The organism is Brevundimonas sp. Soil_N_31, assembly GCF_057655995.1.
Genome location: NZ_JBDGLE010000003.1, coordinates 33,096 through 57,929, shown reverse-complemented (window position 1 = coordinate 57,929; position 24,834 = coordinate 33,096). Strand labels below are relative to the sequence as shown.

General features: G+C 68.4%; 23 protein-coding genes. 14 read left to right on the top strand and 9 right to left on the bottom strand.

Annotation, left to right across the window (positions count from 1 at the left end; all coding sequences use genetic code 11):
- Positions 1-48: 48 nt before the first annotated feature.
- Together AC3A3G_RS05625 and pgsA are read left to right on the top strand one after the other, a co-directional pair.
- The gene (locus tag AC3A3G_RS05625; protein ID WP_368923757.1) at positions 49-663 is read left to right on the top strand and encodes a carbonic anhydrase; all 615 of its coding nucleotides are present in this window, start codon (positions 49-51) and stop codon (positions 661-663) included.
- A 77-nt stretch (positions 664-740) separates the two neighbouring features.
- Positions 741-1,367, top strand: coding sequence for a CDP-diacylglycerol--glycerol-3-phosphate 3-phosphatidyltransferase (pgsA, locus tag AC3A3G_RS05620; RefSeq protein ID WP_292060225.1), 627 nt, complete (start codon positions 741-743; stop codon positions 1,365-1,367).
- 175 nt (positions 1,368-1,542) lie between these two features.
- Here the strand turns inward: pgsA and AC3A3G_RS05615 are convergent, their stop codons facing one another.
- Positions 1,543-2,070, bottom strand: a complete 528-nt coding sequence (locus tag AC3A3G_RS05615; RefSeq protein WP_200168414.1) for a GNAT family N-acetyltransferase — start codon at positions 2,068-2,070, stop codon at positions 1,543-1,545.
- Positions 2,067-4,163, bottom strand: coding sequence for a S46 family peptidase (locus tag AC3A3G_RS05610; RefSeq protein WP_487487731.1), 2,097 nt, complete (start codon positions 4,161-4,163; stop codon positions 2,067-2,069). Before AC3A3G_RS05610 ends, AC3A3G_RS05615 begins: the two co-directional genes overlap by 4 nt.
- A 188-nt stretch (positions 4,164-4,351) precedes the next feature.
- Between AC3A3G_RS05610 and AC3A3G_RS05605 the strand changes: the two genes are divergently transcribed.
- On the top strand, positions 4,352-4,666 hold the full coding sequence (locus AC3A3G_RS05605) for a YdeI/OmpD-associated family protein (RefSeq protein ID WP_125900508.1): 315 nt from the start codon (positions 4,352-4,354) through the stop codon (positions 4,664-4,666).
- A gap of 69 nt (positions 4,667-4,735) precedes the next feature.
- Here AC3A3G_RS05605 and AC3A3G_RS05600 read toward each other — a convergent pair whose 3' ends face one another.
- Positions 4,736-6,829, bottom strand: coding sequence for a S46 family peptidase (locus AC3A3G_RS05600; protein WP_487487730.1), 2,094 nt, complete (start codon positions 6,827-6,829; stop codon positions 4,736-4,738).
- A gap of 195 nt (positions 6,830-7,024) precedes the next feature.
- On the opposite strand from AC3A3G_RS05600, the gene AC3A3G_RS05595 reads away from it, so the two are divergent.
- Genes AC3A3G_RS05595 through AC3A3G_RS05585 form a run of 3 tightly spaced genes read left to right on the top strand, consistent with a single transcriptional unit; the run spans position 7,025 to position 10,000 of the window.
- Complete coding sequence (locus tag AC3A3G_RS05595; RefSeq protein ID WP_200168417.1) at positions 7,025-8,197, top strand: ABC transporter permease; 1,173 nt, start codon at positions 7,025-7,027, stop codon at positions 8,195-8,197.
- Entirely contained in the window at positions 8,194-8,961 is a 768-nt protein-coding gene (locus tag AC3A3G_RS05590; RefSeq protein WP_200168418.1) for an ABC transporter ATP-binding protein, read from the top strand. Before AC3A3G_RS05595 ends, AC3A3G_RS05590 begins: the two co-directional genes overlap by 4 nt.
- A 22-nt stretch (positions 8,962-8,983) precedes the next feature.
- Complete coding sequence (locus AC3A3G_RS05585; RefSeq protein WP_487487729.1) at positions 8,984-10,000, top strand: HlyD family secretion protein; 1,017 nt, start codon at positions 8,984-8,986, stop codon at positions 9,998-10,000.
- Positions 10,001-10,115: 115 nt separating this feature from the next.
- Here the strand turns inward: AC3A3G_RS05585 and AC3A3G_RS05580 are convergent, their stop codons facing one another.
- Both AC3A3G_RS05580 and AC3A3G_RS05575 read right to left on the bottom strand, forming a co-directional pair.
- Positions 10,116-10,913 (bottom strand): crotonase/enoyl-CoA hydratase family protein, encoded by a 798-nt coding sequence (locus tag AC3A3G_RS05580; protein ID WP_487487728.1) that lies wholly within the window; start codon positions 10,911-10,913, stop codon positions 10,116-10,118.
- 126 nt (positions 10,914-11,039) lie between these two features.
- Positions 11,040-11,201, bottom strand: coding sequence for a hypothetical protein (locus AC3A3G_RS05575; protein WP_162938831.1), 162 nt, complete (start codon positions 11,199-11,201; stop codon positions 11,040-11,042).
- Between the two features lie 165 nt (positions 11,202-11,366).
- Between AC3A3G_RS05575 and AC3A3G_RS05570 the strand changes: the two genes are divergently transcribed.
- Positions 11,367-11,585, top strand: a complete 219-nt coding sequence (locus AC3A3G_RS05570) for a DUF1289 domain-containing protein (protein WP_487487727.1) — start codon at positions 11,367-11,369, stop codon at positions 11,583-11,585.
- A 76-nt stretch (positions 11,586-11,661) separates the two neighbouring features.
- Positions 11,662-12,153, top strand: a complete 492-nt coding sequence (locus AC3A3G_RS05565) for a retropepsin-like aspartic protease family protein (RefSeq protein ID WP_487487726.1) — start codon at positions 11,662-11,664, stop codon at positions 12,151-12,153.
- A 7-nt stretch (positions 12,154-12,160) separates the two neighbouring features.
- Here the strand turns inward: AC3A3G_RS05565 and AC3A3G_RS05560 are convergent, their stop codons facing one another.
- The gene (locus AC3A3G_RS05560) at positions 12,161-13,000 is read right to left on the bottom strand and encodes an LD-carboxypeptidase (protein WP_368923773.1); all 840 of its coding nucleotides are present in this window, start codon (positions 12,998-13,000) and stop codon (positions 12,161-12,163) included.
- 79 nt (positions 13,001-13,079) lie between these two features.
- Here AC3A3G_RS05560 and AC3A3G_RS05555 point away from each other — a divergent pair, with 79 nt between their 5' ends.
- The gene (locus tag AC3A3G_RS05555) at positions 13,080-14,468 is read left to right on the top strand and encodes a UDP-N-acetylmuramate--L-alanine ligase (RefSeq protein ID WP_487487725.1); all 1,389 of its coding nucleotides are present in this window, start codon (positions 13,080-13,082) and stop codon (positions 14,466-14,468) included.
- A gap of 117 nt (positions 14,469-14,585) precedes the next feature.
- The gene (locus AC3A3G_RS05550; protein ID WP_487487724.1) at positions 14,586-16,187 is read left to right on the top strand and encodes an ATP-binding protein; all 1,602 of its coding nucleotides are present in this window, start codon (positions 14,586-14,588) and stop codon (positions 16,185-16,187) included.
- Between the two features lie 13 nt (positions 16,188-16,200).
- On the opposite strand, the gene AC3A3G_RS05545 is transcribed toward AC3A3G_RS05550, so the two are convergent.
- The 3 genes from AC3A3G_RS05545 to AC3A3G_RS05535 all read right to left on the bottom strand — a co-directional run bounded on the left by AC3A3G_RS05545 (position 16,201) and on the right by AC3A3G_RS05535 (position 20,549).
- Complete coding sequence (locus AC3A3G_RS05545) at positions 16,201-16,878, bottom strand: Fe2+-dependent dioxygenase (protein ID WP_487487723.1); 678 nt, start codon at positions 16,876-16,878, stop codon at positions 16,201-16,203.
- Between the two features lie 83 nt (positions 16,879-16,961).
- Positions 16,962-19,223 (bottom strand): TonB-dependent receptor, encoded by a 2,262-nt coding sequence (locus AC3A3G_RS05540; RefSeq protein ID WP_200168425.1) that lies wholly within the window; start codon positions 19,221-19,223, stop codon positions 16,962-16,964.
- 111 nt (positions 19,224-19,334) lie between these two features.
- Positions 19,335-20,549: an NAD(P)/FAD-dependent oxidoreductase gene (locus tag AC3A3G_RS05535; RefSeq protein WP_487487722.1), complete on the bottom strand. Its 1,215-nt coding sequence runs from the start codon at positions 20,547-20,549 to the stop codon at positions 19,335-19,337.
- 104 nt (positions 20,550-20,653) lie between these two features.
- Here AC3A3G_RS05535 and AC3A3G_RS05530 point away from each other — a divergent pair, with 104 nt between their 5' ends.
- From AC3A3G_RS05530 to hisB, 4 genes are all read left to right on the top strand, one after another.
- Complete coding sequence (locus tag AC3A3G_RS05530) at positions 20,654-20,950, top strand: YerC/YecD family TrpR-related protein (protein WP_411914340.1); 297 nt, start codon at positions 20,654-20,656, stop codon at positions 20,948-20,950.
- A 9-nt stretch (positions 20,951-20,959) separates the two neighbouring features.
- Positions 20,960-21,841: an ATP phosphoribosyltransferase gene (gene hisG, locus AC3A3G_RS05525; protein ID WP_487487721.1), complete on the top strand. Its 882-nt coding sequence runs from the start codon at positions 20,960-20,962 to the stop codon at positions 21,839-21,841.
- Positions 21,841-23,145 carry a histidinol dehydrogenase gene (gene hisD, locus AC3A3G_RS05520; RefSeq protein WP_487487720.1) on the top strand — a complete coding sequence of 435 codons (1,305 nt, stop codon included), beginning with the start codon at positions 21,841-21,843 and terminating at the stop codon, positions 23,143-23,145. The genes hisG and hisD overlap by 1 nt, the downstream gene beginning before the upstream one ends.
- 160 nt (positions 23,146-23,305) lie before the next feature.
- On the top strand, positions 23,306-24,739 hold the full coding sequence (gene hisB / locus AC3A3G_RS05515) for an imidazoleglycerol-phosphate dehydratase HisB (RefSeq protein ID WP_315027201.1): 1,434 nt from the start codon (positions 23,306-23,308) through the stop codon (positions 24,737-24,739).
- Positions 24,740-24,834 lie beyond the last annotated feature (95 nt).

The following is a 24,834-nucleotide window of genomic DNA, read 5'->3' as shown; positions in this document are numbered from 1 at the left end:
CCGATTTCGGGTTGAGCGACCAACCGTCGCGGGTCTAGGAAGCGCTTCATGACCAACGAATTGACCAAGGGCTATCACCGCTTCCGCCAGAATCGGTGGCCGTCCGAACGCGCCGAATACGAAGCCCTGGCCGCCAACGGTCAGAAGCCGCACACCCTGGTCGTGGCCTGTTCCGACAGCCGCGCCGACCCGGCCCTGATCTTCGACACGGCGCCGGGCGAGCTGTTCGTGGTGCGCAACGTCGCCAATCTGGTCCCGCCCTATCAGCCCGACGGCAAGCTGCACGGCGTCTCGGCGGCGCTGGAGTTCGGCGTCAATGTGCTGAAGGTCAAACACGTCGTCGTCATGGGCCACGCCTCGTGCGGCGGGGTGAACGCCATGATGAACGGCGCCCCTTCCAACTGCCAGGACTTCGTCGCTCCCTGGGTCGCTCAGGGCGTGCCCGCCGTCAGCGCCGCCCTGGAAGGCGTTCCCGCCGACGAGCGGGAGACCGTGGCCGAGGAGGCCGTGGTGCGCCTGTCCCTGGACAACCTACGCACCTTCCCCTGGATCGCCGAAAAGGAAGCGGCGGGCGAACTGCGCCTCAGCGGCCTGCACTTCGGCATCGCCGCCGGCATCCTGACCAAGCTGACGAGCGCGAAGCGGTTCGAGCGGCTGGACTGAGGCGTTCGGTCCGGCACGGCGCCCTCGCCTCTGGCCGCGAACCGTGGCACACCCGGCGTGTTGCAACGGAAGACGTCATGGCCCCTGCCTACAAAGCCATCCCCAACATCCTGACCAGCCTGCGCCTGGCGGCCGGGATCGTCATGTTCCTGCTGCTGGCGGGCGCGACCAGCGGCTTTCCCTTCGTCTCGGCCTGGCTGAGCCCCGACGACCAGTTCGCCATGTACCGGACGGGCTTCTGGATCTTCGTCATCGCCGCCTCGACGGACTGGATCGACGGCTATCTGGCCCGTCGCTGGAACGCCACGACGCGCTGGGGCGCCATCCTGGACCCGATCGCTGACAAGATTCTTGTGACAGGCGCCGTATTGGGCGTGCTGACGAGCGGCTCGGTGCAGCAGATCATCATTCCCTGCGGCCTGATCCTGTTCCGCGAGTTCGCGGTCTCGGCCCTGCGCGAGACCATGGCGGGGCGCATCAACCTGCCCGTCACCCTGGCCGCCAAGTGGAAGACGACGTTGCAGATGGTGGCGCTAGGCTGCCAGCTGTTCGCTCGCAACTGGGACGGCTGGGGTCTGCCGTTCGACTATCTGCCAGCCTTCCAGCTGTTCTCGGACGCCCTGATCTGGCTGGCCGCCCTGGTGACGCTGTGGACCGGCTGGCAGTATTTCAGCGCCGCCCAGAAACAGATGCGGGATTTATAAGCCCTTCTCCCCTTGAGGGAGAAGGTGGCAGGCGGAGCCTGACGGATGAGGGGTGTCGGCGGCGCGGGTTGACGTTCAGCCTCCGCAGCCTGCGCCCTTTTTTCATGCCGTCGCGCTCGCACCCCTCATCCGAACGCCTTCGGCGCCCACCTTCTCCCACAAGGGGAGAAGGACGTCAGAGCGTCTTTTCGAGCACCACGAACTCCAGCTCGCGTGTGCGCGGCAGGCCGAAACGCTCGTCATCCATCGGGAAGGGCCGCGTCTCACCGGTCAGGCGATAGCCGCGCCGCTCGTACCAGGCGATCAGCTCGGCACGCTGACGGATGACCGTCATCTCCATGCGCGTGGCGGCGAAGCGGGCGGCGGCTTCGGCCTCGGCGGCGTCGATCAGCAAGCGGCCCAGACCGCCTGCCTGACGCGCCGGATCGACGGTCAGCAGACCCAGATAGGACAGCCCCTGCCCCTGATCCGCCACCTGGACGCAGCCGGTCAGAACGCCGTCGACCTCGGCCAGCAGAATCATCCGCGACGCATCGGTCAGGATATCGCGCAGCTCCGCCTCATCCGTGCGCTGGCCGCCCAGCAGGTCGGCCTCGTGCGTCCAGCCGGCCTTGGCGCTGTCGCCCCGATAGGCGCTTTCGATCAGGCGGTGCAGCGTCGGAACATCGTCCGGCGCGGCGGGACGGAAGGTCGCTTCGCTCACTGGACGCCCAGCTCCCGGATCAGGTGATCCATGCCGTAGACGTCGCGCAGGGCCGTGGTCACGGCCTGGGTGGTGACGATGACGCTGCGGTTGACGTTGCGATCATAGCCATAGGCGTTGCGCTGGGTCAGGACGGTAGAGTCGAAGTTGGCGCCGATGATCTCGCCCTTCGCATTCACCGCAGGCGAACCCGACGAGCCGCCGATGGTGTCGGACGAGACGGCCATATTCATCACCGCGTCGGGGTCGATGCGGTCCTTGGCGGCCAGCAGCTTGGGCGCGACGTTGAAAGGCTCGGCGCCCGTCGCGCGGTCCCACAGGCCGGCGAAGGTGGTGAAGGCGCCGATGCGCTGGCCCGGAACGTCCGTGCCCTCGACCCGGCCGTAGGTCAGGCGCAGGGTGCCGGTGGCGTCCGGATAAACCGCGTCGCCGAAGACGGCGAAGCGGGCGGCGGCCAGTTGCGCGGAGGCGCGGTCGGTCGGCGCCTTGACCTTGTTGTCCCACTCAGTGCGGACGGCGCGGGCGTCGGCATCGATGGCCAGGACATACTGGATCAGCGGATCGGTCGAGGCCTGAACGGCGGGCAGGCCGCCTTCCCACAGGGCGCGGCGCACGGCAGGGTCGGCCAGCCTGGTGCCTTCGATCAGGCGCGCCGACAGAACTTCGGGGCTTTCCTTGCCCAGCAGGGTGCGGGCGTAGGGGCTGTCGACGGTCAGCCATTCGCGGGTCTTTGACAGCCACCACTCCAGACGGATCTGCTCCAGTTCCGGATAGGTCGGGCGCTCGGCGAACAGGCTGGACTGCACGCCGGACAGGCGGCTGTCGGCGAACTCGGGCAGACGCTGATCCGACGGCTTGGCGCGCTCCTGCGCCCCGCGCACGATGGCCCGCGCCCAGCTGAACAGCGGCGAGCCGCCCGCGACCGAGGTCGTGCCCATGCCCGTGCCGCCTTCCAGCAAGGCCATCGGGGCATAGAGCTCGCGCGCGATCGGCTGGACCTGCGCCAAAACGGCCCAGGGATCGCCGACCTCAGCCGACAGGGCTTCATTCTCGGCGACGCGGCGATGGAAGACGGTCTCCTGACCGGCCAACTGGTCCATGAAGGCCGGATCGATCAGGGCGGCCATGCGCCCGCGTCCGCGCTTGTAGGTGTTCTCGACGCCGACGATGGGATCCATGGCGATGAAGGCCTGTTCCTCGCCCTCTTTCGAATAACGGATCAGACGGCCGCGCAGCTCCGACGCGATCAGCTGATCCAGCGGCAGCACCACGTCGCGAATGGTCATCAGCTGGGCCTGGGTCAGCAGGCGCTGGGTCGAGCCGGGGTTGCCGGTGACGAAGACGGGTTCGCCCTCGGTCGGCTTGTTCGGGTTCCAGGTGAAATGGGTCGGCGTCGCGGCGGACTTGCCGTCTTCGTACAGGCGGATGAAGGCCGCATCGATGGCGAAGCGCGGGAAGGAGAAGTTGTCCAGGTCGCCGCCGAAGGTCGCGGCGCGGTCTTCCGGCGCCCAGGCCAGGCGCACGTCGGAGTATTTGCGGAACTTGTAGAGCTTGAACTGACCGCCGCGATACAGGCTGACGACCTGGCAGCGGATCTTGGGATCGTTCCCGCAAGCCTCGGTCTCGATGCGGCCGGCCTCGGCCTCGCGCGCCTGGGTATAGGCCTGGCCGTCCAGGCCCTCGCCGGCCTTCTGGACACGCGCGGTCACGTCGGTGATGTCGGTCAGGATCTCGGCCGAGCCGCCGGGGCATTTCAGCTCCTCCTCGCGGCTCTTGGGCGTGAAGCCGGTCTCGGCGTATTGCAGTTGCGGCGTGGACAGGTTGGCGACGCAGGTGGCGACGCAATGGTTGTTGGTCATCACCAGCCCCTCGGCCGAGATGACGCCCGCCGAGCAACCGCCGAACTTCACCGACGACTGGCGGACGCGGTCCAGCCAGGCCTGGTCGATGCTCGTGCCCAGCGTCTGGTTGGCGCGGGCGATGGGGAAGTTGTCATAAGTCCACATGCCCTCCTCCGCCTTGGCCGAAGACGCGGCGGCGAAGGCCAGGACAGCGGCCGAGGCGAAAAGCGAACGGGTGTGAGCAGGGCGCATGAAATATCCTCGGCGTCGCCGCCTCGACCCTCGTCGAGGCCCAGGTTGCAGCTTCTGGAAACCAGAGCCGTCTTGCGGTCAGTCTGAACAGAACCTGGAGTGAAACCGCAACCCCTGACGAGCGCATTCACAGCGCGCGTTCGCGGGTCTAGATTCGGCGAATAACGAAACGGGACGGGATTGACGCCATGTCTGACGACTTCCCCCAAGGCGTGGTGCACGTCGCCGGAAAAGACATGCAGGCGCGGCTGTCCTCCGACGCCGACATCCTGGCCCTGTGGCGAGGCCTGACCCCGCTGGGCCGCAATGAGTTCATCTGCTGGGTCGAAGACGCCAAACAGGACGCCACCCGCCAGAAGCGGATCGAGCGCGCGGTCGAGGAACTGCGCGAAGGCAAGCGGCGGCCCTGCTGCTGGGCGGGATGCATCCACCGCACCGACAAGGCGCCCAGTCGCTGGCAGCAGGCGGTGCTCGTCGAGAAAAGCCGGGGCAAGCCGCAGTAGTCCTAAGCAGGTCAAGAAAAAGGGGCGCCCGAAGACGCCCCTCAAATCCCGGATCTGAATCCGACAGGCTTAGCGACGCACGCCCAGTTCGCGTAGCAGGCGCGGCTGGTTGTAGACGGTGCGCAGGGCCTCGGTGACGGCGGCGGTCGAGACCGACACCGTGCGGTTCAGTTCGCCGTCGTAGCCGAACGAGCCGCCCAGGGAGTGGATGTTGCCGTCGAAGGCGGCGCCGATCACTTCGCCCTTGGCGTTGATCACCGGCGAGCCGGAGTTGCCGCCGATGATGTCGTTGGTCGAAACGAAGTCGTAGACCACGTCCTTGTTGATCCGGTCCTTGGCCGCCAGGAAACGCTCGGACGCGTTGAACGGCTCGGCGCCGGTGGCGCGCTCGTACAGGCCGCCCATGTGGGTGAAGGACGGCACGGTCACGCCGCGATAGGTCCAGCCCTTCACCTGACCATAGGACAGGCGCAAGGAGAAGGTCGCGTCGGGGTAGAGGTTGTCGCCATAGACGGCGAAGCGGGCCTGGGCGACCTTTTCGGCGGCGCGGGCGGTCGGGGCGTTGACGCCGGCGTCCCACTGGGTGCGGATCGCTTGCGCCGCATTGTCGTTGGCCAGAACGAAGGCGATCATCGGGTCGCCCGAGGCGGCCAGCTGCTCCGGCGTCATGGCCAGGGCCTGCGCGCGATAGGCCGGGTCGATCAGGCGGCTCTGCACCAGGCGGGCGGCGATCGTCTCGGGGCTTTCAGCGCCCAGCATGGCCTTCACGTCGGCGCTGTCGACCGTCAGATATTCGCGGGTCTTCAGCATCCAGTGCGACAGCTGGATCTCCTCGACGCCGACCGGGATCGGCGCCTCCGAGGCCAGACGGCGGCCCAGGGCGGCGATATCGCTGTCGGCGTATCCGGCGCGGCGTTCGGCGACAGGCTTGGCGCGTTCCTTCGACGCGCGGACGATGGCGCGGGCGTAGGAATAAAGGGTCGAGCCGCCGCCGGCGTTCGCCTCAAGCTGGCGATAGGGCAGATAGAGGTCGCGAGCCGTGACCTGCACCCTCTCCAGATCGCCCCACGGGTCGCCGATGCGTTCGGCCACGGCCGGGTCGGCGGCGACGCGCTGACGCAGTTCAGCCTCTTCCTGGCGCTTCTTGCCCATGAAGGTCGGGTCCGTCAGGGCGCCCTGCTGGCCGTAATAGACCTTGAAGCTGTTCTCCAGGCCGAAGATGGGGTCCAGCGCGACGCGCTTCTCTTCCTCGCCGGTCGTCGAATATTCGACCAGACGGCCGCGCAGTTCAGCGCTCTGGATCAGGGTGATCGGGATCTGCTGGTCGCGCAGGCGCTCCAACTGGCTGATGGTCAGCAGGCGCGAGGTCGAACCGGGGTTGCCCGCCACGAAGGTGACTTCGCCGTCGACCGGGGCGTTGGGGTTCCACTTCAGGTGGTTGGGGCTGGCGACCGGCTTGCCGTCCTCATAGGCGCGCAGGAAGGCGGCATCGAGGGCGTAGCGCGGGAAGTTGAAGTTGTCCGGGTCGCCGCCGAAGAAGGCCGCCTGGAACTCCGGCGCGAAAGCCAGACGCACGTCCTCATACTTGCGGAACTGATAGAGGGCGTATTTGCCGCCGCGATAGAAGCTGATGACCTGGCAGGTCAGCTTGCGGTCGTCGCCGCAGGCTTCCTTCTGGATCGCGTCGATCTCGGCCGAGCGGGCGGCGACGAAGGCCGCGCCTTCCAGGCCCGAGCCGGCGCCCAGGACGCGCTCGGTGACGTCAGTGATGTCGGTCAGGACTTCCGCCGTCTGGCCGGGGCAGGTCTTCTCTTCCTCGCGCGTGGCCGGCATCCAGCCGTTCTTGACGTAGTCGTTCTGGGCCGTGGACAGATCCTGGACGCAGGAGATGACACAGTGGTGGTTGGTCAGGATCAGGCCTTCGCCCGACACGAACGAGGCCGAGCAGCCCTGCAGGCGCACAGCCGCATTGCGCACGCGATCCAGCCACGACTGGTCGATGCGCGTGCCGTATTTGTCGTTCACCGTCTGGATGGGGAAGTTGTCAAAGGTCCACATGCCCTCGTCAGCGCGGGCGGCCGACGCGGGAGCGTTGACCACCACGGCGGCCACGCCAAGCGCGGCCAGCGAGGCGGTGAAGGAAACGGTGCGGCGAAGCGACATTCAGGCTCTCCCGGAGCGCAGGGCCCAACGCCCCGCAATTGTTATCTTATAACTAGCGCCGTCGAAGGACGCGCCTCAAGCCCCCTTAATCCCGCAAGCCGTCCGGGGGAAGCCGAAGCCTTACCCCGATTTAACTTGGCCCCGGACCAGCGCGCGGTCAGATAACAGCGCAAGTCAGGGGAATAAGAACGCGTCATGTCGCTCGCGCTATCCACGCTGCTCTTCGAGTGGCGCCGCTATATGGCCGCCGTCATGGCGCTGGCCCTTTCGGGTCTGCTCGTGCTGGCCATGACCGGGGTTTTCATCGGCATCGGCAAGGGCTTCACCGCCGCCATCGAACGCTCGAGCGCCGACATCTTCATCATGCAGCCGGGCGCCAAGGCACTGTTCAGCGGCCCGATGGGGATGCCGCGCCGCTTCGTGCCCCTGGCCTATAACCACCCCGAGGTGGTCGAGGTGAAGACGCTCGACATGTCGGGCGGCAATTTCCAGAACATCAAGGATGTCGACCCGACGATGTCGGCGGCGGACCGCGCCAAGCAGGGGGCGCCGAAGCAGAAGAGCGTCCTGGTCAACATCATCGACACGGCGCCCGGCTCGGTCACCATTCCGCGCGACTATTCCGAGGAACTGGTCGAGGCCCTGCGTCAGCCCTTCACCGTGGCGGTGGACGAGACCGCGCTGACGCCGCTGGGCGTCAAGCTGGGCGACAAAGCCCTGTTCAACGGCCAGACCGTGACCGTGGTCGGAGTGCTGCGCGGCTATCCCAACATGATGCAGCCGACCATCGTCATGTCGCGCGACAGCCTGCGCATGCTGGGTCAGGCATTCGAAGGCCCGCGTGTCGGGCCGCTGATGATCAAGATCAAGGATCCGGCCCGCGCCGAGCATGTGGTGGCCCAGCTGAACGCCATGGGCAACGGCCAGTGGAAGGCCTGGACCCGTCAGCAACTGGCCGACGCCAACGCCGGCGCCATGTTCGAGGAAGGCATACTGGTCATCATCATCGGCGGCTGCGTGGTGCTGGGCATCATCATCGGCGTGGCCATCACCTGGCAGACCCTGCGCGGCGCCATCATGGCCAACATCAAGGAGTTCGCCTCCCTGCGCGCCCTGGGCGTCGGCATGGGCTCCCTGCGCCGTATCGTCATGGAGCTGAGTTTCTGGGTCGGCATGGTCGGGGTCGGCGCGGCCATCCTGCTGACCTGGCTGCTGTCGCTGTTCGCCCTGTCCAACGCCGTCATCATCTCCATGCCCCCAAGCCTGCTGCTCGTGGTCGGCGGCGGCCTGATCGGCATCTCCATGCTGTCAGGGTTCCTGTCGATGGGCATCCTCAAGAAGAGCCAACCTGCGGACCTGCTGCGATGAACGACCTGTCACTCGGACACACCAAGGTCCACGGCAAGCACGGCGAGTTCGCCCTGGAGGCCAAGGGACTGACCAAGCGGTTCAAGTCCGGCCGTTCCTTCGTCGAGGTGCTGAAGGGCGTGAATTTCGACGCCCGCCACGGCGACCTGACCATGGTCATGGGGCCGTCGGGCTCGGGCAAGTCGACGCTGATCGCCGCCCTGTCCGGCCTGCTGCGGCCCGAGGAAGGGCGCGTCGACGCCCTGGACGTGGACGACCTGTGGAAGCTGTCGGCCGGTCGGATCGACAAATTCCGCCTGGATCACTGCGGCTTCATCTTCCAGGGCTTCAACCTGTTTCCGGCGCTGACCGCCCTGCAGCAGGTGACGACGGTGCTCAAATATCAGGGCCTGTCGCCGGATAAGGCCAGGAAGCGCGCGACCCTGGCGCTGGAGGAGGTCGGCCTGGGCCATCGCCTGCATCAGCGCCCGGCGGCCCTGTCCGGCGGCGAGAAGCAGCGCGTCGCCATCGCCCGCGCCCTGGCCAAGGATCCGCAGATCCTGTTCGCCGACGAACCGACCTCGGCTCTGGACGGCGAGAACGGCCAGATCGTGATCCGCCTGCTGCGGCGCGCGGCGACCGAGCACGGCGCCGCCGTCATCTGCGTGACCCACGACCCGCGCCTGGAAGCCTGGGCCGACCGGGTCATCCACATCGAAGACGGCGTGATCATCGACGATCAGCGCCGCACCCCCAATCCCGAAGCCGTCCTGGCCTCGCACTGACCCCGATCCTCTGAGGACTCACATGCCCGCATTTCTGAAAAACAAATGGCTCTGGATCGGCCTGGCGCTGCTGATCGTGCTGATCGTCGGCTTCAGCATGATGCAGAAGGCCGGCGCCGCGAAGAAGGCCGAGCTGGCGCAGGCCGCCGAGAAGAAGGTCGAAAGCCCCTACTCCGCCATCGCCAACGGCAAGATCGACATCGAGGGCGGCATCATCCAGATCGCAGCCCGCCGCGGCGGCGTGGTGCGCGAGGTTCTGGTGCAGGAAGGCGACCTGGTGAAGACCGGTCAGATCCTGGCCCGCCAGGAAGACGACGAGCCGCGCCTGGCGCTGCAGACCGCCTCTGCCACCCTGGGCGAAGCCGAAAGCCAGCTGCGCCTGATCAACGTCGACATCGCCACGGCCCAGCGCGAGTATGATCGCCTGCAGAAGCTGGTCGCCACCAACTTCGTCGCCGCCCAGCGTCTGGACCAGGCCCGCGACGCCATCGCCCAGGCCCAGGCCCGCCTCGGCTCGCAGCAGTCGGCGGTGCAGAGCGCCCGCGCCCGTCGCGATGAAGCCGCCTACAACGTCGAGATGACGGTCATCCGCGCCCCCGCCGACGGCCGCATCGTGCGCCGCTACGCCAACCCCGGCGCCGGCGCCTCGACCCTGAACGTGTCGAACATGTTCGATCTGGAGCCGGCCGCCCCGCGCATCGCCCGCGCCGAGATCGTCGAGGCCGACATCCCCAACGTCGCCGTCGATCAGGCCGTCGAGATCACCCCCGAAGGCGACCCGTCCAAGGTCTATGTCGGCAAGGTGCTGCGCCGCGCCGCCGTCTTCGGCGCCCGCAAGCTGGCCTCGGACGATCCCTCGCAACGCACCGACGAGCGCGTGGTCGAGGTGGTGGTCGCCGTCGATGAAGCCCCGCTGCTGATCGGTCAGCGCGTCCTGGTGAAGTTCATGAAGCCGGGCGAAACGGCCGGCGCCAAACGCGAGACCGCCTCGACCGGCGTGCCCGCTGCCCGCGCCATGAAGGCCCCCGCCCGGGCGTAAGGGCGGATCGGGATAAGAACGGAAAGGGGCCTCATACGAGGCCCCTTTTTTGTTAGCTTCTCGCCCTCCTCTCCGCTCATCCCGGCGTCCGCCGGGATGAGCGGAAGAGAGGAACTCAGCTCCCCGTAAATTCCCCTGCCCGCTTCTCCAGCACCGCCGTCACGCCTTCGATGTGGTCGTCGGTCAGGTGAGCCAGGGCCTGCATGGCGGCCGACAGCTCCAGCATCTGGTCGAAATTCATGTCACGGCCCTGGCGCAACAGGGTCTTGGCCATGCGCAGGGCCTGGGGCGGCTGGGCGGCGATCTGGCTGGCCGTCTCCATCGCCTCGTCCATCAGGGTCTCATGTGGGACCACGCGATTGACCAGACCCCATTGCTCGGCCGTGGCGGCGTCGATCGAGCGGGCGGTGAACAACAGTTCGGCGGCGCGGTTGTAGCCGATGTTCCGCGGCAGCAGCCACGAGCCGCCGTCGCCGGGAATGATGCCCAGCTTCATGAAGGGCACGCCGAAGCTGGCGCGGTCCGAGGCGATGCGGATGTCGCCCAGCCCGGCGATGTCGCAGCCCAGCCCCATGGCCGGGCCGTTGACGGCGCTGACCAGCGGAACCTCCAGGCCGTAGAGGGCGCGCACGATGCGGTGGACGACGCGGCGATAGCGTTCGCGGATGGCGGCGCCGGAGCCCTCGAACAGGTCGCGGCGGTCCTTCATCGCCTTCAGGTCGCCGCCCGCCGAAAAGGCGCGCCCGGCCCCCGTCATCACCACGCAGCGGATCGAGGGGTCGGCGTTGACCGCGTCGCAGGCGGCGGCGAAGGCCTCGCCGTCCTCCAGATCCGGCAGGGCGTTCAGCCGGTCGGGCCGATCCAGGGTCCAGACCATGACCGCGCCTCTGCGCTTTTCGACGATCAGACCCATGCCGCGCCTCCTCTTCTCCAATGAAGCTGTGGGTGTCGGCCAGGGCGCGGCGCGATGGCAAGGGCGGAATTGAAAAACCCCGGTCGTTCTGACCGGGGCTTCTGGCTGGATCATCCAGTCTCGCGACTACGCGCGCGGCCGTTTGATCGTTATGGGCACGAAGTTGGACGGATGGCTGACCACGCGGTCGCCGGCGCCGTTCATCTGCTTCGTGTTCACCAGCATCCCGCCGAATAGGGCGAAGGACAGCATGGCGTGCTGGAGATTGCGCTCTTTGTTTTCGTTCATTTTTGGCGTCTCCTTTCGCTGAACGATGAAAGAAGACACGTCGTGCTTATTGGGACTCTCACCCTGTCAGTCGTTTCGCGTCGACGATGAAGATAGCGAAGCTGTGGAAAAAGTCAAGAATTATAGTCCGTCCTCGGACTCATTGTTGCGATACCGTCACGAACCATGTCCGACACGCCCGCCTCTTCCCCGCCCCGCCCCGTCGCCAGCCCATGCGTCATGGTCTGCACCGTCGACGGCGCCTCGGGCCTGTGCCTGGGCTGTCTGCGCACCCTTCAGGAGATCGCCACCTGGAGCCGGATGACGGACGAGGCCCGCGCCGCCGTCATGACCGACCTGCCGGGCCGCAAGGGTCGGATCGATCCCCGCCTGCTGGGCGAATGAAGACCCTGGATCGTCAACCTTTCGTTCGCCACGTCGCTTCACCGCATGGGAAGATCAAGGCGGCATAGTCCGTTTCATGATCCGCTTTGACCCGCGCTCCGCTGTCGTTTTCGCCGCCGCCCTGGCGTCGGCGTCGGCGTGCGCCGGCGCCCTGATGTGGTGGGAAGGCCCAGCCCAGGCCTACGCCGCCGTCGCTCTGAAGGAGGCGCCGTCGGTGACGCGCGCGGCCGACGGCCACTATTGGGCCGACGCGACGGTCGAAGGGCGGCCGATGCGGATGCTGGTCGACACCGGCGCCAGCGTGGTGACGCTGAGCCGCGCCGACGCCGAACGGCTGGGCGTGCGGCTGAAACCGCACGACTTCAACCAGACGCTGAACACCGCCTCGGGCCAGGTGCCCGCCGCGCGGGTGCTGCTGACCTCCCTGTCGGTGGCGGGGGTCGAGATGACCTCGGTCGAGGCCCTGGTCGTCGATCGCGACATGCCTGCGGCCCTGCTGGGCATGAGCTTCCTCGGCCGGCTGTCGGCCTTCGAGGCGCGGCCCGACGGCCTGATCCTGAGGGGCTGAACGCGCCTCAGCCGCGCCGACCGAAGGGCACGACCTTGTTGTCCCGGTCATGGCCGATGTCGGCCCCGCCCAGATAGGCAATGCCGGAGCGCACGCACCAGTAGCGAACGATCTCCTCGGCCGTCAGACCGAAGTCGGGATCATTGGCCGTCACGTCCGACACCCGGCCCAGACGAATGCCCGCGACGCGGCGGATCGAGGCCTGGCCGGTCAGGTGGAACATCATCCGATCGACGCGATAGAGGGCCTCGGACACCTCTTCCAGCATCAGGACGTGGCCGGTCAGATCCGGCTCGATCGCCGTGCCGACCAGTTCATTGAGGATGGTCAGGTTGAAGCCGACGGCGGGCCGAGGATCGGTCAGCAGGGACGGCTCCAGCGACGCCGCGTCGCCGCTCCGCAGCCAGTTCACCGCCCGGCGTCCGGTGGCGTCATGGCGCGATCCGTCCGAGGCCATCGGCCCGTGCGCGACATGGGGGAAGCCCGCGCGATACAGCGCCGCCAGCAAACTGCCCGCGTCGGAATAGCCGAGGTAACGCTTGACGTAGGCGTGGGCGGTCAACTCGGGGATCACCGCCTCGGCGATGCGGCAGGCGCCGTAGCCGCCGCGCGCGAACCAGACGGCGTCGATATCGGGGTCGTTGGCGGTCTCTACGAAGGCGCGGGCGCGGGTGGCGTCGTCGCCGCCGAAATGGCCGTGCGCCTCGAACAGGGCCGGATGCAGCACCAGTTCGACCGCGCCGTCCGGCCACTGGGCCGCCGCCCAGGCCCGGATCGCCTCGCCCCGCACGGGGTCCAGGCGGGAGCTGGCGTTGACGACGCCGATTCGGAACGGTCTGGTCTGCATGGACGGGGTGGCCTCGGGCGCCTCACGTGCTAGTCAGGCCGCCGGACATTCCCCGGTTTCCAGCCCTGAAATCAAGCCGATGAACAAAGACTATTTCTTCTGCGGCGTCGGCGGCTCCGGCATGCTGCCCCTGGCGATGATCGTTCAGGCGCAAGGCAACCGCATCGCGGGCTCGGATCGCGCCCTGGATCAGGGCCGCACGCCGGACAAGTTCGACTGGCTGCGCGCCCACGGCGTGACCTTGCACCCGCAGGACGGGTCGGGCGTGGTCAGCAAGGATCAGGTCGTCGTCGCCACCGGCGCGGTCGAGGACACGGTGCCCGACATCGGCGCCGCCCGGCGCGTCGGCGCCGTCATCAAGACCCGGCCCCAACTGCTGAGCGAACTGTTCAATGCGGCCCCGACCTCGGTCGGCGTGGCGGGCACCAGCGGCAAGTCGACCATCACCGGCATGGTCGCCTGGATCCTCGATCAGACGGGCCGCGTGCCGACCGTGGTCAACGGCGCCGTGATGAAGAACTTCGCCTCGCCCGACCATCCGTTCGCCAGCGCCCTGATCGGCGGCCCCGATCTGTTCGTCGCTGAAGTGGACGAGAGCGACGGCTCCATCGCCCGCTATGACCCGACGGTGGCGGTCGTCTCCAACATCTCGCTGGACCACAAGTCGATGGAGGAGCTGCGCGACCTGTTCGGCGGCTTCGTCGGCCGGGCGACGACGGCGGTGCTGAACCTCGACAACCCCGAGACGGCGGCGCTGGCGCAAACGCTGGAGACGGGCAAGGCGATCACATTCGCCCTGGGCGAGGAAGAGGCCGATCTGTCGGCGCACGACCTGCAACCGCTGCCCTCCGGCATGACGTTCGAACTGCGCGTGCGCGGCGAGGCGGCGCGGGCGGCGCGGCTGAACGTGCCGGGCGCGCACAATGTCGCCAACGCCCTGGCGGCGCTGGGCGCGGTCAAGGCGCTGGGCGTCGGCATGGATCAGGCGGTCGCGGCGCTGGAGACCTTCAGCGGCATCCGGCGACGGCTGGAAGTGGTGGGCGCGCGAAACGGCGTCATCGTCATCGACGACTTCGCCCACAACCCGGACAAGATCGCCGCCACGCTGAAGACCCTGCACGCCTTCGACGGGCGGTTGCTGATCCTGTTCCAGCCGCACGGCTTCGGCCCGCTGAAGCTGATGCAGCGCGAGTTCATCGAAGGCTTCGCCGGTCTGATGCGCCGTGACGACGTGCTGCTGATGCCCGAGCCGGTCTATTACGGCGGCACCACCGACCGCAGCGTCGGCAGCGAGGACATCGCGGCGGGCGTGCGCGCGGCGGGTCGTCAGGCGCAGGCCCTGGCCACCCGCGCCGACTGCGGCGACCGCATCATCGAGATCGCTCAGCCCGGCGACCGGATCGTGGTGATGGGCGCGCGCGACGACAGCCTGTCGACCTTCGCGGCCGAACTGCTGGCGCGCCTCTGATCATCCGCTCTCGGATCACCTGTCAGATTAGCCTTGCAAAACATTCACTTCCGGCAAAGCGCCTGTTAAGCGCCCTGGCCTAACCCTGCTCTCGCAAGAAGCAGGAGACGGCTGGAAATGGCCAGGATCGGAGACTTCATGGACGCCTCGGCGCCCATGGCGCCGGACGCGCCGGGGGCCAACGCCCTGGCCCGTTTCGAGGCCGAGCCCGAGACCCTGGTCATCGCCGTGGCCGACGCCGACGGGCGGCCCGTCGGCCTAATCGAGCGCAACGCCTTCACCCTGAAGCTGGCCGCCGAGTTCGGCCGCGCCCTCTACGCCCGGCGCCCGGTCTCGGCGCTGATGGACCCGGCGCCCATGATCGTCGAGGCCGACGCCTCCGCCGACGTCCTGTTCGCCTCGATGGACACGGCGGGGCTGGGCGCCTTGCTGAAAGGGTTCATCGTCGTCTCGCGCGGCCGCTATGTCGGTGTCGGCGCCGGGCTGCACGTGCTTCAGGCCGGGGTGGAGATTCACAAGCGCCGCGCCGAGGCCATGGCCGACCTGGCCCAGAACCTGGTTCGCGCCGAGGCCGAAGCCCGCGCCTCCAGCCGGGCCAAGTCCGAATTCCTGGCCGTGATGAGCCATGAGATCCGCACGCCCCTGAACGGGGTGCTGGGGGTGGCCGCCCTGATGGAGCGCCAACTGACGCAGGAGGATCTGCGCCCCCATGTCCGCACCATCCTGGACTCCGGAAACAGCCTGCTGCGCCTGTTGACCGATGCGCTGGACATGTCCCGCGCCGAAGCGGGGATGCTGACGCTGGAGCCCGCCCCGCTGGACCTGCAGACGGTGACGGCGGACCTGTCGGCCCTGTGGAGCCCCCGCGCCGAAGAGAAGGCGCTGGACCTGCGCGTCCACGGCGATCTGCGCGCCGCGCGCTGGATCATCGGCGACGAGATGCGGCTGAAGCAGCTGCTCAACAATCTGATCGGCAACGCCCTGAAGTTCACGGAAGGCGGCGCCGTCGAGGTGCGCCTGACCACCGCGCTGGAGGACGGACAGGTGCGCCTGTCGGCCACGGTCGACGACAGCGGCCCCGGCGTCAGCGAAGACGCCGCGCGCGCCATCTTCGAGCCGTTCAATACCGGCGAGGCGGGCCGCCAGGGCGCGGGCGCGGGTCTGGGCCTGGCCATCTGCCGCCAGATCATCGACCGCATGGACGGGCGCCTGGCGGTCGAACGATCACCCCAGGGCGGAGCCCGCTTCCGCTTCGACCTGCGTCTGCCGCTGGCCGAGGCCGACGGACGGCGCGAAGACGGCGCCGTCGCCGACCCGACCGCCCACGCGACCCTGCATGTGCTGGTGGTGGACGACAACGCCGCCAACCGCTTCGTGGCGGGCAAGGTGCTGGAGCTGTTCGGCTGCACCCACGAGACCGCCGAGAACGGCCGGCAGGCGGTGGAGCGCGCAGCTGCTGCGCCGTTCGACCTGATCCTGATGGATGTGAAGATGCCGGTGATGGACGGGGTGGCGGCGACGCGGGCGATCCGCGCCCTGCCCGGCCCGGTCGCAACCCTGCCCATTCTGGCCCTGACCGCCAACGCCGATCCGCGCGACGAGGCGAACTATCTGGCGGCGGGCATGGACGGCGTGGCCCAGAAACCGATCCAGCCCGAGGCCCTGCTGAACGCCGTCCGCCTAGTCCTGTCGCGCAGCGAGGCGGCGCAGGCGGCCTGAGCGCGCCGAGGCGTCACACCTCGGACCAGCGCCGCAGAAGGTTGTGATAGACGCCGGTCAGTTCGATCACGGCCGCATCCTTCGGCCCCTTGTCCAGATTCACCCGCTGGATCGCCACGTCGAGGCGGAACAGGTTCTCGCGGTCGGCGTCGTCGCGGATCAGACTCTGCAGCCACATGAAGCTGGAGACGCGCGCCCCGCGCGTGACCGGCGTCACCCGGTGCAGGCTCTTGGACGGATAGAGAACCAGATCGCCCGCCGGCAGCTTGACCGACTGGGCGCCGTACATCTCCTCGATGATCAGTTCGCCGCCGTCATAATCCTCAGGCTCCGACAGGAAGAGGGTGGCCGACAGATCGCTGCGAATGCGATGGCCGTTGCGTTGGCGGATGGCGTTGTCGACGTGGGTGCCGAACTCCCCGCCGCCCTCATAGCGGTTGAATAGGGGCGGAAAGATCGTGTGCGGCAAGGCGGCCGAGACGAACATCGGATTGGCGTTCAGCGCCTGGACGACCAGCGCCGACACCTCGCGCGCCTGGGCGCTGTCCTCGGGCAGTTGCTGATTGCGCTTGGCCGTCGCCGACTGATGGCCCGAGGTCATGTTGCCGTCGGCCCAGGGTCCGGCGTCCAGCGTCTGGCGCAGGGCCTTCACCTCGGCCTTGGTGAAGACTTCGGGGATATGCAGCAGCATGGCTCTCTCACCGTCTGGAAACGCATCGGCCCCGCCGCTCGAACGAACGACGGGGCCGACATGATGACGCGAAACGCGGCCTCTTAGTAGCGGACGTTCAGCGTCAGGATGGCCTGGCGCGCCGGGGCCACATCGGCGTGGTGCACGCCGTTGGTGCGGATGATGTACTCCTCATCCGCGGCGTTCTGGACGTTCAACTGCACCGAGGCGCGGTCGCTGATGTCGTAGGAGGCGAACAGGTCGACGCGGGTGTATTCCGGCGCATAGACGCGGTTGGCGCCGCCGCCGGCGCCGCCCTGGTTCCCGCCCCAGGACTTGGAGACGTAGTAGACGCCGCCGCCCAGGCTCAGCTTCGGCAGGACGCGATAGGTGGTGAACAGGCTGGCGCTGTGCTCGGGCGTATTGGCCAGTTGCGCGCCCTTGTTGACCGCGCCGTTGACCAGTTCGGAATCCATCCAGGTGTAGCCGCCGAAGACCTGCCACTTTTCGGTGACGTTGCCCGACACGCCCAGTTCCAGGCCCTGGACCTTAGCTTCGCCGACCTGCTCATAGTCGGAGCCGGAGATCAGGATGGCCGCGTTCTTGCGCGTCAGGTGGAACAGGGCGCCGCTGAGCGCCAGGCGGTCGCCGAACAGATTGGCTTTGGCGCCGATCTCGAAGTTTTCGGTCTCTTCCGGATCCAGCACGACATTGGCCAGATCGCCCGATCCCGTCCCCGTGCCGCCGTTCTGATCGCCGGCCGAAATGGTCGGCGGCGTCGAGGCCGTGGAATAGGAGGCGTAGATGCTGCTGTTCGCCGTCGGCTTGTAAACCAGGCCGACCTGATAATTGACGAAGTCCCAGCCGCTGCTGACCGGCTTGTAGACCGGCGTCGAAACCGTGCCCGAGGCGTTGACCGCGTCGACCGAGTAATCGTCCCAGCGCAAGCCCAGGTTCACGATCAGCTTGTCGTTGAGGTGAATGGCGTCGAAGGCGTAGACTCCCACGGAATCCGTGTCGGTCGTGCTGACCAGACCGCGCGTGATCGTACCCGTCCACGGATCGTTCGGGTTCGGCGCATAGACCTGGGTGCAGTCCAGCCCCGTCAGCGGCGCCGGGCAGGCCGCGCCGGTCAGGGTCGTGACCGTATAGGAGGCGTTGCGGTTCTTCTCGCGCGACAGCTCCAGACCGACGTCGAAGTCGTGCTTGATCGAACCGGTCAGGAAGGAGCCGTGCAGGTCGGTGACGTTGGCCAGGGTCTCGGCCGGGTTCCAGCGCGACTTCAGGCCCCGCTTCATCCACCAGACGCCGTTGATCTGCTGGGCCGCGCCGCCGTCGCCGGGGTTGGTGACGACATAGTCGTTCAGCGTCTGCGAGTAGCGGGTGACGTTGCGCAGGGCCAGGGTGTCGCTGAAGCGATGCTCGACCTCCAGCGTCAGGCTGTCGACCGTATTGTTCAGATAGTCGCGCGCCTTCAGGCCGTAGAAGCTGTCATAGGGCACGTCCAGGATGCCCGAGGCGTCCGGACGCGGCGCGTTCGCCCCACCCAGCTTGGTGTAGAGCGGGACGCCGTAGTCGGGCGTCTGATTGCTGTCGAGATGGTAGTAGCTGGCCGTCAGCGTCGTCGGCGTGCCCAGACCCACGGCGACCGCAGCCCCGACGCCCCACTTGTCGAAATCGACGCCGTTGCGACCCGGCACATCGCCCTGCGAAGCCATGACGTTCAGGCGCATGGCGGCGGTCGGCCCGACCTGCCAGTTGGCGTCCACCGTGCCACGCAGATAGTCGTCCGTGCCGACGCCGGCCGAGCCATGGACGAAGTTGGTCAGACGCGGCGACTTGGAGCCCAGATTGATGCTGCCGCCGCCCGAACCCCGGCCCGAGTAAACGGAATCGGCGCCCTTGATGACCTCGACCTGCTCCAGGTTGAAGACCTCGCGCTGCTGGCCGCCGGTGTCGCGGATGCCGTCGACGAAGATGTTGTTGCCCGAGGCCTGACCGCGGATGAAGGGCCGGTCGGCCAGGGGCTGGCCGCCCTCGCCAGCGCCGAAGGTGATGCCCGGCGAAGTGCGCAGGATGTCCTGCAGCGAGGTGGCGGCCGTCTGTTCGATGATCTGCTGCGGGATCACCGTCACGGTGCGCGGCGTATCGACCAGAGGCGTGACGAACTGCGGATCCTTCGGCTCGCGCTTCACGCGATGGCCGTGCACGTCCACCGTGCCCAGGTTTGTGGCGTCCTGACTGATCACCCCATCGGCGGGCGCGGCCTCGTCAGCCGCCGCGATCGCGGGCGCGGCGCACAGCATCCCGGCGGCGCTGGACGCGAACAGAAGCGCCTTGAGGGCGGCGGAGCGAGTGTCGGACATGGGGAGGAACCGGTCAATGAATGAGACCGGCTCGCATTAGCACCATTTCAGGGTGCGACAATCTGACTCTTGCGACTAAATCGCACTTGCGGAACAGGTGTCACACGCAGGTCACACCTGGGGCTTGGCGACCGCCTTGATCGATACCGTCGGATCGGCCAGCAGGGCGTCGTCTACCGGCGCCGCCTTTCCGATCAGCAGACGCCCGCCCATGAAGTCGGCGGGGGCGTTGACCGCTTCCACCGCCACGATGCGTTCTCCACTCAGATGGAAGACGGAGAAGGCGCCGCCGGCCGGATCGCCGCGCACCAGCTGGCGATCAGCGTCGAAAGGCACGCCCGCGATCTGCAGCTTGACGTCATACTGATCGGACCAGAACCACGGCACTTCCGGCGCCGGGGCCGCGCGGCCGACGATGGCCGAGGCCGCCTGCTTCGCCTGTTCAAGCGCGTTGGGCACGCTCTCCAGCCGGTGCATGACGCCGCCGTGGACCGGGATCGGCCGCCGCGTCACATCGCCGACGGCGTAGATGTTCGGATCACTGGTGCAGGCCGCCTCATCGACCACCACGCCGTCAGCGCAGTCCAGCCCCGCCGTGCGCGCCAGGGCCTCGCAGGCGAAGGCGCCGACGCCGACCAGCACCGCGTCCGCCGCGATCAGCGTCCCGTCCGCCAGGCGCACGCCCGCATCCTCGAACCCAGCGACCTCGACGCCGGTCAGGATCTCGACGCCGTGTTTCCTGTGCAGGTCGGTGAAGAAGGCCGACAGGGGCTGCGACGCCACGCGGGCCAGCACCCTGTCCATGCGCTCGATCACCACCGCCTCGGCGCCCAGGGCGCGGGCCGAGGCCGCCGCCTCCAGCCCGACATAGCCGCCGCCGACCACCGCCAGCCGCTTGCCAGGCGCAAGCACGGCCTTCAGCCGCTCGGCGTCATCGAGGGTGCGCAGCTCCAGCAGATCGGGCCGGTCCGCGCCGGGGATGGTCAGTTTGCGGGCCGTCGAGCCGGTGGCCAGGATCAGCACGTCGTAGGTCTCGACCGTTCCATCGGCGAAGGCCACGGTTCTGGCGCCTGCGTCGATGGCGCTCGCCGTGACGCCGGTGCGCAGGACGATGTCCTGCTCGGCGTAGAAACTCTTGGGACGCAGCAGCAGGTCTTCCAGACCCGCCTCCCCCTTCAGCCAGGCTTTCGACAGAGGCGGCCGCTGATAGGGCGGCGCGTTCTCCTGCCCCGCCAGGACGATCTCGCCCTCATACCCATACTGCCTCAGCAGCGCCGCCGCCGAGCCCCCCGCGTGTCCCGCGCCGATGATCACTACCTTGCTCATGACAGCGCAGATAGAGACGCCGGAAGCGAAGCGCCACCGCCTTTGCACCCATTCCCCACGCGACAGATCGGAAAGCGGGTTGACCGTTCCATTGTTACAGCATAATGGAACGCGCCATGAGCACCGACGCCGCCAAAATCGCCCTGCTGGACGCCCTGCTCTCGCTGAAGACGCGAGCGGAGGCGGACGCCTTCCTGGCCGACCTGTGCACCCCGGCCGAGCTGCGCGCCATGGCCGAGCGGTGGCAGGTGGCGCGGATGCTGGACGCCGGGGACAAGACCTATCGCGAGATCGCCGCCGAGGCTCCGGCCAGCCCGACCACCGTGGTGCGTGTCGCGCGCTCCCTGAAGGACATGCCGCACCAGGGCTACCGGCTGGTGCTGGACAGACTGAAAGCCTGAGTTGAGATCATGAGTACGGTTCAGGGGCGGCTGCGCATCGCCGTCCAGAAATCCGGCCGTCTGGCCGAACGCAGCCTCGATCTGGTCCGCGATGCGGGCCTGCGCGTGATCAAGGGCAACAACGACCTGCTGTATCGGATCGAGAACTATCCGATCGACCTACTGCGGGTGCGCGACGACGACATCCCGACCTTCGTGGCGGACGGGGTCTGTGATCTGGGTATCGTCGGCGAGAATGTGCTGGAAGAGGTCAGGAACGGCGGGCCGAACGCAGAGGTCGTCATGCCGCTGGGCTTCGGCCGCTGCACGCTGAAGATCGCGACGCCGCCGGGGCTGGACTACGCCGGACCGTCGTCGTTGCAGGGCCTGAGGATCGCCACCTCCTATCCCAGGATCCTACGCCGCTTTCTGGATGAGGCGGGCGTCCAGGCCGACATCGTCATCATGCGCGGCGCGGTCGAGGTGGCGCCGCGGCTGAAGCTGGCCGCCGCCATCTGTGATCTGGTCTCGACCGGCGCGACGCTGGAGGCGAACGGCCTTAGCGCGCGCGAGACGGTGCTCGACAGTCAGGCCATGCTGATCAAGGCGCCGACGCCGCCCGAGGCTGGGCTTCAGCACCTGCTGGACTCCATCGTTGAGCGGATGGCGGGCGTGGTGTCCTCGCAAGGGGCCAAATACGTAATGCTGAACGCGCCGCGCGCGGCGCTGGACCGGATCACCGCCCTGCTGCCCGGCGCAGGGTCGCCGACCGTCATGCCCCTGTCGGGGCGCGACGACGCCGTGGCCGTCCACGCCGTCTGTCAGGAGGCGGTCTTCTGGGAGACGTTGGAGAAACTGAAGGCGGAAGGGGCTTCGGCCATCCTGGTCCTGCCCATCGAGAAGATGATGTGATGAAGCGTATCGACTGGAACCAACTCGACGCCGCCGGACGCAAAGCCGCCCTGGCCCGCCCGCAGCGCCGCACCGAGGGCTTCGTCTCCAGCGTGGTGCGCGAGATTTTCGACGACGTGCGGGCGCGCGGCGGCGAGGCCGTGACCGACTGGGCGACCCGACTGGACGGCGCCGCCCCGCGCCGCATCGCCGTCACCGAGGCCGCCGCCCAGGCCCGCCGCGACCTGCCGCCCGCCGCCGCCCGCGCCCTGCGCGTCGCCGCCGACAATGTTCGCGTCTTCCATCAGGCGACGAAGCCCGAGGACACGCCCTTCATCGAGACGACGCCCGGCGTGAAGTCGAAGCTGGTCTGGCGGCCCATCGGCTCGGCGGGGCTCTACGTTCCGGGCGGAACGGCGCCGCTGTTTTCATCGCTGCTGATGCTGGCCATACCGGCGGACGTGGCCGGGGTCGGGCGGCGCGTCGCCGTGACGCCGCCGTCCAAGGACGGCTCGGTCCACCCGGCCATGATCGCCGCCGCCGCAGAGGCGGGGCTGGACGAGCTGTGGCTGCTGGGCGGGGCGCAGGCCATCGCCGCCCTGACCTTCGGCGCCGAACTGGAAGACGGCGTCATCGAACCGGTCGACAAGCTGTTCGGCCCCGGCAACGCCTATGTGGCCGAGGCCAAGCGCTACGCCTCGGGCCTGCCCGGCGGCCCGGTCTGCGATCTGCCTGCGGGGCCGTCGGAACTGCTGGTCATCGCCGACCGCGACGCTGATTTCGAGATCGTCGCGGCGGACCTGCTCAGCCAGGCCGAACATGACGCCGATGCCCAGGTGATCCTCGTGTCCGACAGCGGCACGGCCCTGAGCGAGATCATCACCGAGGTCGAACGTCAGGTCGACAGCCTGCCGCGCGCCGCCATCGCCTGCGCCTCGCTGGCCGAGGCCCGCGCCATTCGCGTGCGCGACATGGCCGAGGCGTGCGAGGTGGCGAACCTCTATGGTCCCGAACACCTGTCGATCCAGACGCAAGAAGCCGAACGGCTGGTCGAGCGGATCAGCGCGGCGGGGGCGGTCTTCGTCGGACGCTGGGCGGCCGAGACGTTGGGCGACTATGCGGCGGGGCCCAGCCACGTCCTGCCGACCGACGGCGCGGCGCGGACGCTGGGCGGGGTGACCACCGCCAGCTTCATGACGGCCATGTCGGTGCAGACCGTCAGCGAACAGGGCGCCGCCGCACTGGCCCCCGTCGCCGCCGCCCTGGCCCGGCTGGAGGGGCTGGAGGCCCACGCCAGAGCCGCCGATCTGAGGAGCGCCGGATGACCAACAACCTCGTCCTTCTCCCCTTGAGGGAGAAGGTGGGCGCCGGAGGCGCTCGGATGAGGGGTGTGCTGGCTTCGCCCTCCTCCGTCGTGTGCGCGGACACAGCCCCCTCATCCGTCTCGCTGTGCAGGCTGCCTTCTCCCACGAGGGGAGAAGGGTCATGAGCTTGCCCGCCCCCTATCCGCCGCTCGTCTCTGGCGGCGACGGCCTCGAGCGCTATCCGGCGGAGCCCGCTGCGCTGGCGGCCCGTATGGCCGCGCTCTATGGCGTCGACGCCGATCAGGTGCTGCCGACGCGCGGGCTGACGCATGGGCTGGAGCTGATCTGGCGCCTGGCCGCGCGCGACGGGCTGAAGGTGCAGGCGCCCGACGCCGAGCCCTATACGCAACTGGCCGCCCTCTACGCCCGCCCGGCTGCTGACGCTGAGACCGCCGCCGTGGTCATCCGCGCCCTCGGCTCGCCCGAGGCCGTGGCCGAGATGGCCGAGCGCGTCGCCCCGGCCCTGCTGGTCGTGGACGAGGGACTGGTCGAGTTCACCGACGCCCCCTCGGCCGCCGCCGTGGTGAAGGACCACGCCAACCTGATCGTGCTGCGCAGCCTGTCGCTGGCCTATGGGCTGGCCGGGGCGCGGGTCGGGGCGGCGGTCGCGCAAGGACAGACGCTGGCGCGGCTGGCTGAGGCGCTGGAGCCCTACGCCCTGCCCGAAGTCTCGGTGCGGCTGGCGATACAGGCGCTGGACTCGTCGCGGATGATGGAGACGGCCGAACGCATCAGCGCCGTGCGCCGCGAGCGCATCCGCGTCGCGGAGGCCCTGTCGCGCATCATGGCGCTGGAGGCCGGGGTGGGGCCGGTGATCGTCGCCAGACCCTCCGATCCGGAGGGCGCGCTCGAGGCCCTGCGCCGCTACGGATTGCGCGCCGATCTGGCCGGCGAGCGGGTGCGGCTGCCCCTCTCGCTGAAGCCCGAGGTCAACGACCGCCTGCTGGCAGCGCTCGGCGCCGCCACCCCCGGCGGGCGGCGCAACCGCACCGGTCAGGCCATCCGCGACACCAAGGAGACGCGCATCGTCTGCGCCGTCGATCTGGACAGCGCCGGGCCGGTGAAAATCGAAACCGGCGTCGGCTTCTTCGACCACATGATCGAACAGGTGGCAGCGCACGGCGGATTCTCCATCCGCCTGTCGTGCGAAGGCGACCTGCACATCGACCCGCACCACACGATCGAGGACTGCGCCATTGCGCTGGGTCAGGCGCTGAAACAGGCGCTGGGCGAGCGGCGCGGCATCGGCCGCTACGGCTTCGTCCTGCCGATGGACGAGGCCGAGGCGGCGGTGTCGATCGACCTGTCGGGACGGCCCTATCCGGTGTTCGAGGGGACGTTCGCCACACCGATGCTGGGCGACTACCGCACCGATCTGACGGCGCACGTCGTGCGGTCGCTGGCCGAGAATCTGGGCGCGGCGGTCCATGTCCGCGTCACCGGCGACGACGACCACCACAAGACCGAGGCCGTGTTCAAGGCGCTGGGCCGCGCGCTGCGTCAGGCGATCCGGGTCGAGGGCGATGTGGTGCCCAGCACAAAGGGGGTGCTGTGATGAAGGCGACGGCTTTCCTTCTCCCCCTGTGGGAGAAGGTGGGCGCCAGAGGCGCTCGGATGAGGGGTGTGCTGGCTTCGCCCTCCTCCATCTCG

Excerpts from the sequence above, each read along its gene's own strand:
- AC3A3G_RS05625 (WP_368923757.1), top strand. The coding sequence starts at position 49 with ATGACCAACGAATTGACCAAGGGCTATCACCGCTTCCGCCAGAATCGG.
- pgsA (WP_292060225.1), top strand. The coding sequence starts at position 741 with ATGGCCCCTGCCTACAAAGCCATCCCCAACATCCTGACCAGCCTGCGC.
- AC3A3G_RS05610 (WP_487487731.1), bottom strand. The coding sequence starts at position 4,163 with ATGCGCCCTGCTCACACCCGTTCGCTTTTCGCCTCGGCCGCTGTCCTG.
- AC3A3G_RS05605 (WP_125900508.1), top strand. The coding sequence starts at position 4,352 with ATGTCTGACGACTTCCCCCAAGGCGTGGTGCACGTCGCCGGAAAAGAC.
- AC3A3G_RS05600 (WP_487487730.1), bottom strand. The coding sequence starts at position 6,829 with ATGTCGCTTCGCCGCACCGTTTCCTTCACCGCCTCGCTGGCCGCGCTT.
- AC3A3G_RS05595 (WP_200168417.1), top strand. The coding sequence starts at position 7,025 with ATGTCGCTCGCGCTATCCACGCTGCTCTTCGAGTGGCGCCGCTATATG.
- AC3A3G_RS05590 (WP_200168418.1), top strand. The coding sequence starts at position 8,194 with ATGAACGACCTGTCACTCGGACACACCAAGGTCCACGGCAAGCACGGC.
- AC3A3G_RS05585 (WP_487487729.1), top strand. The coding sequence starts at position 8,984 with ATGCCCGCATTTCTGAAAAACAAATGGCTCTGGATCGGCCTGGCGCTG.
- AC3A3G_RS05580 (WP_487487728.1), bottom strand. The coding sequence starts at position 10,913 with ATGGGTCTGATCGTCGAAAAGCGCAGAGGCGCGGTCATGGTCTGGACC.
- AC3A3G_RS05575 (WP_162938831.1), bottom strand. The coding sequence starts at position 11,201 with ATGAACGAAAACAAAGAGCGCAATCTCCAGCACGCCATGCTGTCCTTC.
- AC3A3G_RS05570 (WP_487487727.1), top strand. The coding sequence starts at position 11,367 with ATGTCCGACACGCCCGCCTCTTCCCCGCCCCGCCCCGTCGCCAGCCCA.
- AC3A3G_RS05565 (WP_487487726.1), top strand. The coding sequence starts at position 11,662 with ATGATCCGCTTTGACCCGCGCTCCGCTGTCGTTTTCGCCGCCGCCCTG.
- AC3A3G_RS05560 (WP_368923773.1), bottom strand. The coding sequence starts at position 13,000 with ATGCAGACCAGACCGTTCCGAATCGGCGTCGTCAACGCCAGCTCCCGC.
- AC3A3G_RS05555 (WP_487487725.1), top strand. The coding sequence starts at position 13,080 with ATGAACAAAGACTATTTCTTCTGCGGCGTCGGCGGCTCCGGCATGCTG.
- AC3A3G_RS05550 (WP_487487724.1), top strand. The coding sequence starts at position 14,586 with ATGGCCAGGATCGGAGACTTCATGGACGCCTCGGCGCCCATGGCGCCG.
- AC3A3G_RS05545 (WP_487487723.1), bottom strand. The coding sequence starts at position 16,878 with ATGCTGCTGCATATCCCCGAAGTCTTCACCAAGGCCGAGGTGAAGGCC.
- AC3A3G_RS05540 (WP_200168425.1), bottom strand. The coding sequence starts at position 19,223 with ATGTCCGACACTCGCTCCGCCGCCCTCAAGGCGCTTCTGTTCGCGTCC.
- AC3A3G_RS05535 (WP_487487722.1), bottom strand. The coding sequence starts at position 20,549 with ATGAGCAAGGTAGTGATCATCGGCGCGGGACACGCGGGGGGCTCGGCG.
- AC3A3G_RS05530 (WP_411914340.1), top strand. The coding sequence starts at position 20,654 with ATGGAACGCGCCATGAGCACCGACGCCGCCAAAATCGCCCTGCTGGAC.
- hisG (WP_487487721.1), top strand. The coding sequence starts at position 20,960 with ATGAGTACGGTTCAGGGGCGGCTGCGCATCGCCGTCCAGAAATCCGGC.
- hisD (WP_487487720.1), top strand. The coding sequence starts at position 21,841 with ATGAAGCGTATCGACTGGAACCAACTCGACGCCGCCGGACGCAAAGCC.
- hisB (WP_315027201.1), top strand. The coding sequence starts at position 23,306 with ATGAGCTTGCCCGCCCCCTATCCGCCGCTCGTCTCTGGCGGCGACGGC.